The sequence below is a fragment of the Chelatococcus sp. HY11 genome (assembly GCF_018398335.1).
Classification (GTDB): Bacteria; Pseudomonadota; Alphaproteobacteria; order Rhizobiales; family Beijerinckiaceae; genus Chelatococcus.
The window spans coordinates 1,063,894-1,077,511 of the sequence record NZ_JAHBRX010000002.1 but is presented as its reverse complement, the minus strand read 5'-3'; the positions used below and the strand labels follow the sequence as shown (position 1 = coordinate 1,077,511).

The 13,618-nt window shown below is 63.0% G+C and carries 12 protein-coding genes; 1 reads left to right on the top strand and 11 read right to left on the bottom strand.

The window, feature by feature from the left end:
* Positions 1–67 precede the first annotated feature (67 nt).
* Genes KIO74_RS25790 through KIO74_RS25745 form a run of 10 tightly spaced genes read right to left on the bottom strand, consistent with a single transcriptional unit; the run spans position 68 to position 10,732 of the window.
* On the bottom strand, positions 68–955 hold the full coding sequence (locus KIO74_RS25790; protein WP_213337902.1) for an alpha/beta fold hydrolase: 888 nt from the start codon (positions 953–955) through the stop codon (positions 68–70).
* Positions 952–1,995, bottom strand: coding sequence for an alcohol dehydrogenase catalytic domain-containing protein (locus KIO74_RS25785; protein ID WP_213337900.1), 1,044 nt, complete (start codon positions 1,993–1,995; stop codon positions 952–954). Before KIO74_RS25785 ends, KIO74_RS25790 begins: the two co-directional genes overlap by 4 nt.
* Positions 1,992–3,110: an acyl-CoA dehydrogenase family protein gene (locus KIO74_RS25780; protein WP_283772189.1), complete on the bottom strand. Its 1,119-nt coding sequence runs from the start codon at positions 3,108–3,110 to the stop codon at positions 1,992–1,994. The genes KIO74_RS25785 and KIO74_RS25780 overlap by 4 nt, the downstream gene beginning before the upstream one ends.
* An 8-nt stretch (positions 3,111–3,118) precedes the next feature.
* Positions 3,119–4,309, bottom strand: coding sequence for an acyl-CoA dehydrogenase (locus KIO74_RS25775; RefSeq protein WP_213337898.1), 1,191 nt, complete (start codon positions 4,307–4,309; stop codon positions 3,119–3,121).
* Positions 4,310–4,311: 2 nt separating this feature from the next.
* Positions 4,312–5,100, bottom strand: a complete 789-nt coding sequence (locus KIO74_RS25770) for an enoyl-CoA hydratase/isomerase family protein (RefSeq protein WP_213337897.1) — start codon at positions 5,098–5,100, stop codon at positions 4,312–4,314.
* Complete coding sequence (locus tag KIO74_RS25765; protein ID WP_213337896.1) at positions 5,097–6,656, bottom strand: class I adenylate-forming enzyme family protein; 1,560 nt, start codon at positions 6,654–6,656, stop codon at positions 5,097–5,099. Before KIO74_RS25765 ends, KIO74_RS25770 begins: the two co-directional genes overlap by 4 nt.
* A 3-nt stretch (positions 6,657–6,659) precedes the next feature.
* Complete coding sequence (locus KIO74_RS25760; RefSeq protein ID WP_213337895.1) at positions 6,660–7,490, bottom strand: MBL fold metallo-hydrolase; 831 nt, start codon at positions 7,488–7,490, stop codon at positions 6,660–6,662.
* 29 nt (positions 7,491–7,519) lie between these two features.
* Entirely contained in the window at positions 7,520–8,449 is a 930-nt protein-coding gene (locus KIO74_RS25755) for a Zn-ribbon domain-containing OB-fold protein (RefSeq protein ID WP_213337894.1), read from the bottom strand.
* Positions 8,450–8,459: 10 nt separating this feature from the next.
* Positions 8,460–9,611, bottom strand: coding sequence for a thiolase C-terminal domain-containing protein (locus tag KIO74_RS25750; RefSeq protein ID WP_213337893.1), 1,152 nt, complete (start codon positions 9,609–9,611; stop codon positions 8,460–8,462).
* 2 nt (positions 9,612–9,613) lie between these two features.
* Positions 9,614–10,732, bottom strand: a complete 1,119-nt coding sequence (locus KIO74_RS25745; protein ID WP_213337892.1) for a thiolase C-terminal domain-containing protein — start codon at positions 10,730–10,732, stop codon at positions 9,614–9,616.
* A 512-nt stretch (positions 10,733–11,244) separates the two neighbouring features.
* Here KIO74_RS25745 and KIO74_RS25740 point away from each other — a divergent pair.
* Positions 11,245–11,937 carry a TetR/AcrR family transcriptional regulator gene (locus KIO74_RS25740; protein WP_213337891.1) on the top strand — a complete coding sequence of 231 codons (693 nt, stop codon included), beginning with the start codon at positions 11,245–11,247 and terminating at the stop codon, positions 11,935–11,937.
* Positions 11,938–12,434: 497 nt separating this feature from the next.
* On the opposite strand, the gene KIO74_RS25735 is transcribed toward KIO74_RS25740, so the two are convergent.
* Positions 12,435–13,463: a Bug family tripartite tricarboxylate transporter substrate binding protein gene (locus tag KIO74_RS25735; RefSeq protein ID WP_213337890.1), complete on the bottom strand. Its 1,029-nt coding sequence runs from the start codon at positions 13,461–13,463 to the stop codon at positions 12,435–12,437.
* Positions 13,464–13,618: the final 155 nt, after the last annotated feature.

Here is a 13,618-nt window from a genome sequence, read left to right as displayed (position 1 = left end):
AGGGCCCTTTACCGCGTGCGCGCATTATTCGACTGTCCTCCCTCTGCATTTTTTTGATCGGAAACCTTCATGGTGGTCTGCTGATGAAATCCTCGATCAGCTTTGCGACGACGGCTGGCTCGTCATGGTGCAGGTTGTGGCTGGTGCCCGGGATCTGGCGGCGTTCGAGGCGCGGCATCAGAGCGGCACGGCGCTCGATCTCGGCGGGAAAGCGCACCGGGGCGTTCGGGCGGGTATCCTCGGACATCACCCAAAGGGCGGGAGCTGTGATCCCGGCCCATAGCCGCCCCCACTCTGCCATCGTGCGCAACGATGGCAGCGAGCGCTGGAAGCCGCCCGTATAGAGCCAGCGTCTTTGTCTGTCCGGGCCTTCCGCGCTGGAATGCTCGGCGAGCAGCATCGCCTGCCCTTGCGTGAGCCGTGGATTGGCCTGTCGCAGGCGTGCCGCCATCGTCGCAATGTCGGGATAGGCGCGGCCTTGGCGCTCCCCGGCCTCAATATGCCGCCGCAACAGGGCGACGGGATCCACCGGGACATGGTCGACGAGCGGGCCGAAGCCGTCGAGCGAGACGAGATGCGAGATGCGTTCCGGCCGCAGCCCGGCGTATATGCCCGCGACATTGCCGCCGAGGCTATGACCGACGAGCGGCACAGCCTGCGCGGGGAACAGGCGCTCGACAAGGACGGCGAGATCACCGACGAAATCGTGGAACCAATAGGACTGGGCGCGGTCCGAATGCCCGTGGCCGCGCCAGTCAGGGGCGATCACCTGCCAATCATCCCGCAGATGGTCCACCACGAACTGAAAGGTTATCGATGACTCACGGGTGCCGTGGACCATCAGGAGCGGCCGGGCATTGTCACGGCCCCAGCGACGGACGGCATAGCGAAGACCGCGGACTTCCACGGTCTCGCGGCGTGATGGGACATGCGGTTGCGGGACGTCCAACATCATCCGCCCCCACCATGCAGGAGCACCATGCGGCCGGAGGTGCCACGGGCCTCCATGCGTCGATGGGCTTCGGCCGCGTCCTCGACGGGGAGGACGCCGGCGATCTCCGGCGCGATCTCGCCGCGTTCGACAAGTGCGATGACTTTCTGCAGGTCCGCGACGGTCGCATGGGCGCTGCCCACGAAGTCCATCTCCCGCAGGATGGCCATGGCCGGGTTGAGCGCCACGCTGCCGGGATCGACGTTGCCGACGATCACCATGCGCCCCGCCGCCCTGAGGGCTCGTGTCGAGGAGGCGAAGGTCGGACGGCCGGCGATCTCGATAATCGCGTCGGCGCCAAGGCCACCGGTCAATTCCTTGACCTCCTTGTGGAACTGGAAGTCGGGCGCAACAACGACCTCAGCCGCCCCGGCCGCACGCAGCCGCTCGACCTTGTCGGGCGACGAGGAGATGGCGATGGCCCGGAGGCCGAGCAGCCGTGCGAGCTTGACGGTATGAATGCCGACACCACCGCTAGCCCCGGTGATGACCACGCTGTCGCCAAGGGTGAGTTGCGCGCGGCGCAGCGCGTGGAAACCGGTGCCGATGGCACAGCTCAGCGTGCAGGCGATCTCAAGCGGTATCGAATCCGGGAGCTTCACCGCGTTGCGTTCCGTGGCGAGCACATGCGAGCCATAGCCGCCTGAGACGTCTTCGCCATAGAAGCCGGGACCGGATGTGCAGAGGTTTTCCCGTCCGGACCGGCAAAGCGCGCAGACCCCGCAAGGCATGCGCTGGATCATCGCGACCCTGTCGCCCGGCGCAAAGCGCGTGACCAGCGGGCCAGCCTCCTCCACCGTTCCCGCGATCTCATGGCCCATGACGGCTGGCAGCCGCGTATGTGGAAAATGGCCCGCGCGGTTTAGAAGATCGTGCCCGCATACGCCGCAAGCATGAACCCGCACCCGCATCTGATCAGGCGCGCAGCGCGGCATGGGCACTTCGCGGCATTCGAAAACATCCGGCCCGCCGAAGCTGGGCATGAGCATGGCGCGCATCGTCATCCGGTAAGCTCCATGGAACGCAGTGTCGCGTCGATCACCCGCTCACGATGCCAGTCGGCGTCTCCGAAAGAGGCCTCCTCGCATTTGATGCGGCGCAGGAAGAGATGCAGCCCCAGTTCCCACGTGAAGCCGATACCTCCATGCAGCTGGATGGCCTGGTTGCAAGTGAAGCGGGCATTGTCCCCGCACCAGGACTTGGCCATCGACACCGCCCGGGCGCGCTCGTCCGGCGCGGCCTCGTCCAGCGCCCAGGCCGCGTAATAAGCGGCCGAGCGGCAGGCATCGACGGCGACCGCCATGTCCGCGCAACGATGCTTGATGGCCTGGAACGAGCCGAGCAGGCGATCGAATTGCTTGCGTTGGCCGACATAGGTCACGGCCTCGTCGAGCGTTCGGGCCGCCATGCCCGTCATCTGCAGCGCCGCCACCGCGGCGGCGGCATCGAAACAGGCCACTACGGTCGCTGAATCGGGCTTGCCGCCGAGAATGTCGCTTGCAGCCAGAGCAACGCGGTCAAAGGTGACTTCATGATAACGCGCTGTCAGGTCCAGGACATTCTGCTCGCGCAACGCGACGCCAGCCCGGGTCGGCTCAATGAGCGCAAGCCCCAGTTCGTCGTCACCAAAACGCAGCGCCACCAACAATTTGTCTGCCGCCGCCGCATCCGGCACGAGGATCTTGGAGCCGCTGACGGTCCAGCCGGTGCCGGCGGGCCTTGCCGTGGCCGTCATCGCGGAGGGAATGGTTGTGCCGGCCTCCGCGAAGGCCGGCGACAGGCGCAGCCGGCCTTCGCCATGGCCGGGCAGCAGTTCCGCCCGCTGCTCCGGCGTGCCGAAGCGCGCAATGACGCCGCCGGCGACGATGGCCGCGGCAACTGGTGCCGGGACGAGGGCACGTCCGAACTCCTCGAAGACAAGCGCCAGATCGGTGAAGCCGAGGCCGAGCCCCCCGTCCGCCTCACCGGTGAGGAGGGCAAAGACGCCGGTCTCGGCCAATTGCTCCCAGAGCTCCTCGGTCGCGCCGTTGCGCAGATGCTCCATGGTCAGGGCATTGGCCAGGAGCTCGCGGATCGTGTCCTGGAACATGTATTGTTCCTGGCTGAAATCGAAATCCATGACCGGGCCTATTTGGGCAGGCCGAGCACGCGCTCGGCGATGATGTTGCGTTGGATCTCGGAGGAGCCCGAGTAGATCGTGAAGGCCTTGGAGCGCAGGAAGGCGAGCTGGAAGCGCCCGCCGTCCACGGCGCGCGCATCGCCGGCCGTCAGCGGCGCGAGCGGCCCCAATACCTCCATGGCGGTGTCGAACATGTCCTGCATGACGTGGCTCCAGTAGAGCTTGTTCATGGAGGCTTCCGCCCCGCGCGGGGCGCCCTTCAGACTCTTCGAGAAGGCACGCAGGCAGTTCAGCCGCATGATCTCGATGGCGACGAGAGACTTCGCCAGCTTCTGGCGCAGCAGGCTGTCCTCGATGGCGGTCTGGTTACCGCGCTGGAGCTTGGCCGCTGTAGCGAGGAGCTGGTCGAGCTCCTGCCGGAACACGAGCTGACGCCCGAGCGCATCCTCCGGGCCACGCTCATAGGCGAGCGTCGTCATGGCGATGCGCCAGCCGCCATTCAGTTCGCCGACGAGGTTCTCTACGGGCACGCGGACATCATCGAAGAATGTTTCGTTGAACTCGCATTCGCCGGAAATCTGGCGCAGCGGCCGGATGGTTATTCCCGGCGTCTTCATGTCAACGAGAAGAAAGCTGATGCCTTTGTGCTTGGGCGCGGACGGATCGGTGCGTGCCAGCAGAATGCACCATTGCGAATACTGCGCGAAGCTCGTCCAGATCTTCTGGCCGTTGACCACGAAATGGTTGCCGTCGCGCACGGCCTGGCAACGTACCGCCGCGAGATCAGAACCGGCGTTGGGCTCCGAGAAGCCCTGGCACCAGACCTCCTCGCCGGAGATGATCTTGGGTAGGAAACGGGCTTTCTGGGCGTCCGAGCCGTGGTGGAGCAGGGTAGTGGCGACCAGGTTGCGACCGATGATGTTGAGCCCTTCGGGCGCCTTGGCCCGTGCCATCTCCTCGGCGAAAATGGCCTGCTCAATCAGTGTGGCGCCGCGTCCGCCATACTCCCTGGGCCAGGCAATGCCGTTCCAGCCGCCTTTGTAGAGCTTGCGCTCCCAGTCGAGGCGAAACATGGCGTTCTCGTCCTCGTCCTCCGGCAGGAAGACGGTCTCGCCCCACCCCTGCGGGAGGTTGGTGGCGAGCCATCCGCGCAACTCGTCGCGGAAGGCGATATCCTCGGGGCTGTAGGTGAAGTCCATGTCTATTCCGCCCCTCGGAAGTTGGGCTGCCGCTTCTCGCGGAAGGCGGCGACGCCTTCCTTATGTTCGGGCGTGGTGTAGGCGATGGTCTGTGCGAAGCTCTCGTATTCGAGCATCTGCTCAAGACTCGATGTCGATGACTTGTTGAGCAGCGTCTTGATCATCGCGATCGACGTCGGCGGACCTGCTGCCATCTCCGCTGCCAGCGCCTGCGCGCGCGGCATGAGTTCTTCATGCGGCACGACATGGTTCACGAAGCCGAGCTTGTGACCTTCCTCGGCCGTGACCTTCTTCGCGGTGAAACAGAGTTCCTTGGCCTTGTTCAGTCCGACGACGCGGGTGAGAAGATAGAGGCCGCCGAGGTCTGGGACGAGCGCCAGACGGGTGAAGATCTGGCTGAAGACCGCTTTCTCGGAAGCGATGACGATGTCGCAGGCGAGTGCAATGTTGAAGCCAGCACCGACGGCCGGGCCGTTGACGGCGGCGATGACGGGCTTTTCCAACGCGATCAGCGGCTGCAGAATGTCGCGCAGGATCCAGCGATGCCGCGCCCGCCTATCCAGGAGCTTGGCGTCTGGGTTCATCGACTTCACGTCCGCTCCGGCGCAGAAGCCCCGGCCCGCTCCGGTCAGCACCACTGCGCCAACGCCGCGGTCGGCGGCGATATCGCCGATCAGGCCGGAGAGTTCGCGGTAGAGCGTGTCGTTGGTCGCATTCAACGCGTCCGGGCGATTGAGGGTGATCGTGCCAACGCCGTCGGCAATCTCGTAGAGGACGGTTTCAAAGCTCACGGCGTAACTCCTGAGGAAGAGGTGGCGGCTGGCGATTTCAGGCCGCGGCGCAGGATCTTGCCCGTCGGCCCCTTCGGCAGTTCCGCCAGGAAGTGAATGGCGGCCGGCACCTTGTAGTAGGCAAGCTCCCGCTTGCAGCGATCGATCAATGCGTCGGCGGTGAGATGGCAATCGGGTTGCAGCGAGACATAGGCGACCGGCACCTCTCCCAGCTTCTCGTCCGGCTGGCCGACCACGGCGACCTCGCGGATGCCGGGGACGTGGTAGAGCACGTCCTCGATGTCGGCGGGATAGATGTTCTGCCCGCCACGGATGATCACATCCTTCTTGCGGTCGACGATGTAGCCATGGCCGTCCGCGTCGAAATAGCCGAGATCGCCTGAATGCAGCCAGCCGTCGCGGATCGCGACCGCGGTTTCGTCGGGCTGGCGGTAATAGCCCTGCATGACGTTGGGGCCTTTGATGCAGATCTCTCCGACCTCGCCCGCCGTCGTCGGGCGGCCATCTTCGGTCAGGATGCGGACCTCCATGCCGGGCAGCACCTTGCCGATCGACTTCGGCCGTTCGATGCGGCCGTCCGGCGCGAGCGTTATATGCTCCAGCGTCACGATGGCGGACGCCTCGGTGAGCCCATAGGCGGTCATCACGACCGTGTTGCGCCCCATGACGCGATAGATGCGTTCGAGCAGCGCGGCCGGCACCGGCGCGGCGCCCGTCAGGATGCGCGAGACCGAGGAGAGATCCTGCTTCTCCGCTTCGGGATGATCGACAATGCGCTGCAGCATAGTCGGCACCATCGGCAGAAATGTGCAGTGATGCGCGGCAATGGCCTCGAGGCAACGGTCCGCGTCGAAGCGGGGCAGGAGCACCATGGTGCCGCCCGTAACCATCAGCGCATTGATGCCCTGGTTAAGACCGAAGGTGTTGTACAGCGGCAGGGCACAGAGGATGACGCTGTTGCTGCCGAGCCCGAGCCATTCGGGCGTCCGGTCGTAGTTGGCCCGGAGATTGGCGAGCGACAGCAGGACACCCTTGGCCTTGCCGGTCGTCGCCGAGGTGTTGAGCATCATGCCTATGGCTGTTTCCGGCAGGTCGACCGGCTCGTCGAGCGCGGTCCCGGCCCACTCCAGCCCGTCTGCGGGTGCGAGTCGATGGGTTGATGTCGGCAGCCCGAAGACGAGAATGGCGCGCAGCACGCCGCAGTCGGCCTCGTCCGGCAGGTTCTCGACGAAACCCTCGTCCATGATAAGGACTTCGAGATCGCAACTCGTGATGACATGGGCGAGATCTGCCCGCTTGTAGAAGATGTTGAGCGGTGTCAGCGTCGCACCCAGGGCAAAGATCGCCTGTTGTGTGATGATGAAATCCGGCCTCGCCGTCGTCATCAGGCCGACCCGCGTGCCGCTGCCGACACCTGCCGCCATGAGGCCACCCGCTACGCGCCGCACGGCGTCCGCGAGGCGAGCAAAGGTCCAAGTCTCTCCCTCGTAGATCAATGCGACCTTATCGGGCCGCTCGCGGGCCTGGCGGAAGAGATGATCGGCCAGATTGGGCATGGTCTACTCCACCGCCTTGGAATGGTCCGCTTTGCCATGGCCGAGGTCGCCAGCCGTGGAGGCCGGCACTGCGAACCACTCCGCCGGAATATGGCTGGGAATGCGGAAATCATGCGCAGGAATGACAATGTCGCAAGCCGCCTCAACGCGTGCCATGCTGTCCTGATAGACGCGCTCGCTCTCGCTGCGGATACTGCCGGGGAGATAGCTGCCGGCCATGAAGCGCATGGGGCTTTCCGTCGCGCGCGGATCCGCCGGAAACCAGCATCGATAGTGGTCGCCAAGATCGGAGACGAGCCCCACCTTTCCCTTGGCCGTGCTGATGATCGGCACCTGCATGCCCGGCGTATGGCCGGGCACCTTCATCAGCCGGATGCCGGGTATCAGGTCGAGATCGCCATCGACGAGCCGCAGTCCGGACGGCTTTTTGCGGGCGAGAAGGCTAAGCAGGGTCTCACGAAGATAGTAGATCCTCTGCGTCGCGACCGGATCAACCGCATGGAACACCTCGTCGCGTTGCACCACGACGCAGGCCTGCGGAAAGAGATCAAGATTCCAGGCGTGGTCGAAATGCAGATGTGTGGCGATGACGATATCGATGGCCCCAGGCTCCGTGCCGCATTCGCCCAAGGTGCGCACGAGCGATTCCGGACCGCCTCCGATAGCATTGATGCCGAGCCGCCGCCTGTTTTCCTCGACGGTCGGCATGCCGACATCGACGAGGATGCGGGTGATGCCGTCCGTCACGTACCAGGCGTGTATCGGATCCCGCAGGAGGCCTTCGCCCTGCGGGATCATGAGTTCGCCGAGCCTCAGCGTATGGATTTCGAACATCGCTCCGAGCCTCCCAACACCCCGGATCGTCATTCCTCGCCGTCGATCACCTCGAAATGCGAGATGTCGGCGAGCGACCCCGTGCGCTCGCCCTCGCGCCAGACGGCCCGAACGCGCGTGCCGGGCTTCACCAGCTCCTTGGCGCGGCTCATGTCGATGCCGCCGACATTGTGGATGAGCCGGGTTGAGGCGCCATCCAGCACGATTTCGGCATAGATATAGGGCGGCGGCTGGGTCTGGCCGATGAATTCCAGATGGATCACCGACATCGCCCGCACTGTGCCGGTTTGCTTCAGCTCCACCCAGGTTCCTGTTGGCTTGTGAGTGAGGTCGTCTATCTCACGTGGTGGTAGCAAGGCCCCCTCACCATCGGATGTGCGCACGCCCATGATGCGGCGGTTCGTCTTGATCTCGTCGAACAGCCGACCGTAATAGGGACCAAACGCATGCTCGTAGTGAAGGTTGAGGTGGTAGGGTATCTGCTCGACCGCCTTGGCGGCGTCCGGCAACGAGCGGATCTCTCCGCGCGGGGCGTCCGGCGCGAGCCGGAAACCTTCGATGGCGAGGATGCCTTCGCCGTCGCCCCAGACGGCCTCGACGCGCTGGCCGACTTGGAGGCTGTCGAGCGACGTTCCGAGAATGCGGTGCGTCATGTCGAAGTCGGAGCCGTCGATGCGGATCAGGGCGATGATCCCCGCGTCCGTTTCCGTGAAACCGGTAAGGGTACCAGTATGCGGCGCCTCAACCAGTTCCGGATCGCTGTCGCCGGTCTTCGGGCAAAAGTCTTGAGCCGGCACCGCGACGGTTCCTCCGGCGAACCGCGACCCGACGATGCGTCGGTTTTTGATCTCAGCGACGAACGTTCCTGCGGCGCGCCCCGGGGTTAGCGTATAGGGCATCGACAGGTCGCTCGGGAAAGTCGGCGGGTCCTGGGCCCAAGTGTCGGGAATGGCGAGCATGGCTTCCTCCTTACGCGCTGAGCACGGCTACGCCGCGCAGATTGGCCCAGCCACCCCCCGACTGGACGAGGGCGAGCTTCGCATTGGGAATTTGAATATCGCCAGCCTTGCCCATGACCTGGGCTGCGCCTTCGATGAGGCGAATGAGGCCCGCCGCGCCGATGGGATTGGCGCCCGCGCAGCCGCCAGACGGATTGACGGGAATGTCACCGTCCATCTGCGTTGCGCCGGAGGCGATCAGCTCCGCGGCCTCGCCAGGCGCACAGAGACCAAGGCTTTCATAGTAGCTCAGCTCAAAGCAGGTGTACGGTTCCTGCACTTCCACGACATCGAATTGCCGACGCGGGTTGGTGATGCCAGCAGACCGGTAGATACGACGGGCGGCGATGGCCAGCGGCTCGGAAACCAGCATGGAGCGTTGCGCGGCGTTATCCGCCTCGCAGAAATATCCCATGCCACGGATCCAAGCTGGACGGTCCGTCGACTTCGCGGCCGCTTTCTCGGACGATAGAACCACGGCGGCAGCGCCGTCTGAAATCGGCGGGACATCGAGCAGCTTTATCGGCCAGGCTAAGGGCCGCGAGTTCAGAACGTCGTCGACAGTGATTTCCTTTTTGACATGCGCATAAGGGTTTCTCATCGCGTTCTTGCGATTCTTGACCCCGACCATGGCAGCGGCTTCCTCGGTATGGCCGAGGACATCCATCCGCGCCCGCCAGTATGCGGCGGAGAAGCCCATGATGCCTACCGCAAACTCTCGGCCCCAGAACGGATCATAGAGTGTGGAGATGGAGTATTGCAGCGCACCCTCAGACAGCTTGTCATAGGCGACGACAAGAACGCGTTCAGCAAATCCGCCAGCGATCTGATAATAGCCGGCGAGGGCGCCTGCGAGGCCGGTGCCGCCGCCGCTGGTGACGCGGACGACGGGCTTCAGCCGTGCGCCGATGGCATCCGCCACCCATTTCTCCGGCTGGTTGACGGCCGCGAAGAGCACCGGTCCGGTGGCGACGACTACCGAGTCGATATCCTCGATGGTGAGCTTAGCATCGGCCAACGCCCTGTCGACGGCCTCGCGCACGAGGCCGGCCTGGCTGACGTCCACGCGGCGGCGCGCATGATGTGTTTGGCCGACGCCGACAATTCCAACGTGACGCGCCATGATCAGACCTCCAACGTGAAGACGCAGTGCGACTGCATGCCGACGCCACCGGCGCCATGCACGATGGCCGAGGTGGGAGAGGACAGGCCGTACTCTGTGGGGTAACTCAGTTGCCGCGCGGCTTCGGCGAGCCGCACGAGGCCTGTGGCCATGATGGGATCGGCCGGCAGGGCGCCACCCGAGCGATTGATCGCCGTGCTGTCATTATCGAGAAGGGAAATCGCTTGGCCAGGCTTGGCCAGGCCGAGGGCTTCCAGCACCATCAATTCGGATGCTGCCGAGGATGCACTGACCTCTGCAAGGCCTGCATCCTTCACCAGCCAGCCAGCCCTCTTGAACGCCGAGGAGGCGGCGGCCTCGCAGGCCTCGAGCCGCCCTGGCGTCCGGCTGGCGAAGGCATGCCGGTCGCTGGCGCTGCCCATCCCTGTCACCCACACAGGCGGGCGCGCAGCGCGCCGGGCGATATCCTCCGAGGCGAGAAGGACGGCCACCGCCCCATCGATGGGCCGTGACATCATGAGTTTCGTGAGCGGCGCAGCGGTGTTGACGTCACCGAGTATTGCCGCTTCATCCGGAACCGCGTCGATTGACACCTTGCCGCGCTGAGCGGCATCGCTCCAGCGTCGGTGCGTCAGGCGCGCCAGCGCGCTCAGGTCAAGTTTGGAGTCCGCCAGATAGCGCTGGGCCTGCAGGCCGCTTGCGGCACGGTGATCGAAGCCGACTGGGCGTTGGTAGAAGGGCTCGCACTGGCTTGCGTAGAATGCGTTGACTTCGGATTCCGAGGGCTTGGAATAAGCTATGATCAGTCCCACGCGTGCGGCACCCGAGGCGATCTTTGTCACGCCGTATTGGGCGGCCCAGAGTCCGTCCTCCTCGACGCGCGATTCCTCTTTGTGATGAGCGCCCATTGCGCCGAGAAAACCGCAATTCGAAATTGATCGGCCGTCGAGGACATCGCTGCCGGAATCGAAGACGAAGTCCACATCGTCCAGAGTGAGGCCGGTGCCTTTGAACACCTGGGCCACAACCGCCGAGATCAGGTCGATATGCTGCGCACCGCTCCAGGCAGGGCGAAGCTCTGTCTGTGCCGAAGAAACGACGGCAACCCGGTCCAATGTCATGAGCGTTCCCTTTGCAGATCCAGAAATGCGGCCACGCGTGGCGCTTGGAGCTGTCTCTTCTTGTCCGACGGATCGCCTTTCTCGGGAGCCGAGCGGATCATGCCTTCATCTATGTCGCCGGCGGGTGCTGACTGTCAACTTAAAAGTCGTATAATTTTCGGTTTTGTGATCTAACCGGCTTTAGACTTGGGTGTGGCTCGGGGGGCGATGGTAGTGAACGTCGAGACACTTCGGCGCGTTTCGACCGAAGGATGCCCCGATCCTATCGGAAAAGCGAAATGCAGTCGGATTTGACCTTGCCTTGGACGGCCGCTTCATGTGCTGATGGCGAGCGCGGAGTTTGCCCGCCGGATTCGCCCCGGCGGGCTTGCCCCACCTGACGTGTGAGCTTGCTTCAGGATGATTGCCGAATTAACTTCGGCGGAACGATGATATGGCGTCCGATGTCGCCTGGCCTCCGCAAGTGGCTGGTGAACGGCCCGGTGTTTCAAAGGTCTTTAGGCAAAAGGGCAATGCTAAAGAAAACTAATGAGGCCGGCGGGCCTGTCACAGCACTTGTCCCATGGGACGACTTTCTGGCCGATATCGTCAATCGGTGGAGTGGCGATACGGGAGAGCGCAAGCAGGATCGTTCCAAGCGTCGCGAACAGGAGATTCTGCGGGCGGCGTTGCGTGTCTTCGCACGCGACGGCATCTCCCGTGCGAGGATCGGTGATATTGCTTCGGAAGCTGGCATGCCGGTCTCGTCGATCTATGAGTATTACCCGGGCAAGGAGGAGCTCGCCTATGCTGTGCCGCTCAGCGTGTTTGGCCGGTTCTATAGCGAGTATGCCGAAGCCGTTGCCGGCAAGGCAACGGCACGCGAACGCCTGCGGCTCTATCTCTGGCTGGCGGCCGATTTCGCCCGCCGCAATCCGGAATGGTCGCGCACGCTTTATCTAGAGATTTGGCCAAGCGTTCTCGTAGGGGAAACCACAGTTCGCCACGCGATCGACGACTATGTGCGCGTTATCGTTCACCTCATTCGCCAAGGCGAGGCGGCGGGTGAGTGGCCCTCCGGCCACAATCCCTATGAGACGGCGACGATCCTGAACGGTAGCGTGAACCAGCTGATCATCACATGGCTGATCTATCGACGCCCGCGGGATCTCATGAAGGTAACGGGCTCGGTTATCGATCGCACGATGGCCCTGCTGGGGCATTAACGCGGGCGTATCGCCAGCTATCATTATACGACGTTCTAGTTCAATGATGACCGTTGATGGTCCGATCTTGCGCATCGGAGAATGGATATCCTAGGATCCACGTGCGCCTGCCAAGGCCTGCTCAGTCGACCCGCGAGCAGGCACGGGACGGACGTTCGGCTCAAAGCGTCCTTCGAGCCAACCCGCGCTTCGATTCGCTCCGCAGCCAAGAAGCGCCTGACGGCCTACTGAAGCTGCTGGCAGATATAGTGATAGAACGCGTCGATCATTAGATTCTATCATCAAATTCGCGTCCTGTTGCTTTCCTAAGTAACATACGACGCATTGGACAAATACAACCTTCAATTGCACGGCTGGATCGGTCACTAAGCGTGCACATCCAGCCGGTCGAAATTTGAGCGGTATCAGTGGGCGTGAGACTGAGGTTCTCGCAATCAGCTCGGAATCTGCAAGCTATTGTCAGCGTGTATCACTGCCATTCATAGTACTTGAAGCCGTCAGTCAAGCTTGATGCCGAGGCGCTTAATGACTGGCCCCCAGCGATCATAGTCACTGCTGATCTCAGCCGCCATGTCCGCAGGCGATGACCATGTCACCACGAATCCTGCATCCTGGAGGCGTTTTTTTACCGCAGGATCGGATAAAGAATCCTTGAGCGCGGTGTTGAAGGTATCGACCATTGACGGGGGCACCCCCTTTGGAGCGAGGAAGCCAAGCCAGGTATAGGCAACGAGGTCCTTGAAGCCCGCCTCCTTGAATGTCGTGACATCAGGCAACGAGGCTGCACGCTCCCCGTCGAAATTGGCAATGATCCTGATCTGCTGACCCTGGTGAAGCGGAGCGAGGGTGGCAACTGAATCGACGAGCGCCTGGATGGTGCCGGAGGTGAGATCGGTTCGGGCCATGGCCCCTTGGACGTAAGGCGCATGCTTCATCTTGATGCCAAGAGCGTCGCTCATGACTTCGGTGACGAGCTGAGCGTTCGTCCCCAGCCCAAAGGATCCGTAGGTCATTTGCGCGCCATGTTGCTGCGCGTAGGCCTGAAATTCCTGGAGCGTCTTGACAGGTAAGGCGGTGGGGATGGCTAAAGCGATCGGCGCTTTGACCGCCATGCCAAGGGTGGTGAAATCCGCCGCTTTATAGGCAATCTTGCTGTACAGATGCGGATTGGTACCGAGTTGCGACGTCGTGATCATACCGATCGTGTACCCATCGGGCTTCGCGCGCGCGACATAGTCGGCGGACACCATTCCACTCGCGCCGGGCCGATTATCAACCAGGAAGCGCTGTCCCAGCCGCTTCGTGAGATCGTCCGCGATGATGCGCGATGCGATATCGACCGTACCGCCCGCAGAGTAGCCGATCGAAATCGTCACCGGCCGCGTTGGGTAGCTGTTCGCCTGAACCTGCGCTGCGCCAAAGATGAGGATAACGGCAGCTAGCATGCCGCGACGCAAATTGTCCGCACCCATTTGACCCCTCCCATAAGCCGAATAAAATTCTATTATTAAACGAATAAACGACAAGAATGTCGGGTTTGCAAGCCCATTTAGTGGCGTGATTACAAATAATTAATAAGACCCTTTACATTCATGTCGAGAGGGAAGAAACTGATGAAAATTCCATTTTTGGGCGGGCAGCGCAATTTTAGGGGGCGAATGTAATGCTCAGATTAAGGAAC

Coding starts and splice junctions, on each gene's coding strand:
- KIO74_RS25790 (WP_213337902.1), bottom strand. CDS start 955: ATGATGTTGGACGTCCCGCAACCGCATGTCCCATCACGCCGCGAGACC.
- KIO74_RS25785 (WP_213337900.1), bottom strand. CDS start 1,995: ATGACGATGCGCGCCATGCTCATGCCCAGCTTCGGCGGGCCGGATGTT.
- KIO74_RS25780 (WP_283772189.1), bottom strand. CDS start 3,110: ATGGATTTCGATTTCAGCCAGGAACAATACATGTTCCAGGACACGATC.
- KIO74_RS25775 (WP_213337898.1), bottom strand. CDS start 4,309: ATGGACTTCACCTACAGCCCCGAGGATATCGCCTTCCGCGACGAGTTG.
- KIO74_RS25765 (WP_213337896.1), bottom strand. CDS start 6,656: ATGCCCAATCTGGCCGATCATCTCTTCCGCCAGGCCCGCGAGCGGCCC.
- KIO74_RS25760 (WP_213337895.1), bottom strand. CDS start 7,490: ATGTTCGAAATCCATACGCTGAGGCTCGGCGAACTCATGATCCCGCAG.
- KIO74_RS25755 (WP_213337894.1), bottom strand. CDS start 8,449: ATGCTCGCCATTCCCGACACTTGGGCCCAGGACCCGCCGACTTTCCCG.
- KIO74_RS25750 (WP_213337893.1), bottom strand. CDS start 9,611: ATGGCGCGTCACGTTGGAATTGTCGGCGTCGGCCAAACACATCATGCG.
- KIO74_RS25745 (WP_213337892.1), bottom strand. CDS start 10,732: ATGACATTGGACCGGGTTGCCGTCGTTTCTTCGGCACAGACAGAGCTT.
- KIO74_RS25740 (WP_213337891.1), top strand. CDS start 11,245: ATGCTAAAGAAAACTAATGAGGCCGGCGGGCCTGTCACAGCACTTGTC.